At 41.2% G+C, this 480-nt stretch carries 1 protein-coding gene; it reads right to left on the bottom strand.

The features are described 5' to 3' along the window. Positions 1–480: reverse transcriptase domain-containing protein (locus DS2_RS19440; protein ID WP_035016751.1), on the bottom strand; the 480-nt coding region annotated here is incomplete at both ends.

The raw sequence follows: 480 nt of genomic DNA, 5'->3' as shown, positions 1-480 counted from the left end.
CTTTGATATGACGTGATAAATTTCGCATCAGTAAGTCGTGATTGACTCTATCAAAGAATTTCGACAAATCGACATCCACCGCAATATTGCGTTTAGATTTTATGATTTGTTGTACTTGCTTTACTGCCCGTTGGCCGTTGCGGTTTGGCCTAAAACCAAAGCTGTTATCTGAAAATGTTCCATCAACGATAGTCGATAAAACCTGAGTAATAGCTTGCTGTATAACACGGTCAACCACTGTGGGTATGCCGAGTTGTCGTTTGCCACCATCGGGTTTATCAATTTCAACACGTTTAACGGGTTGTGGGCGATAGGAGCCATTGCTCAATTGGATTTTGCACTGTTTCCAGTGTTGTTTTGCCCAATCGATAAATTGGTCTATTTTCATTCCATCGACACCCGCTGCGCCTTTATTGGCTTTAACTTGTTTCCATGCACGTTGAAGGTTGTCGTTTGATAACACTTGTTCGAATAAATCAA

It is taken from the genome of Catenovulum agarivorans DS-2 (genome assembly GCF_000568405.1).
Taxonomy (GTDB): domain Bacteria; phylum Pseudomonadota; class Gammaproteobacteria; order Enterobacterales; family Alteromonadaceae; genus Catenovulum; species Catenovulum agarivorans_A.
Note: the sequence above shows the minus strand (reverse complement) of the source record. Positions and strands in the feature narration are given on the sequence as shown.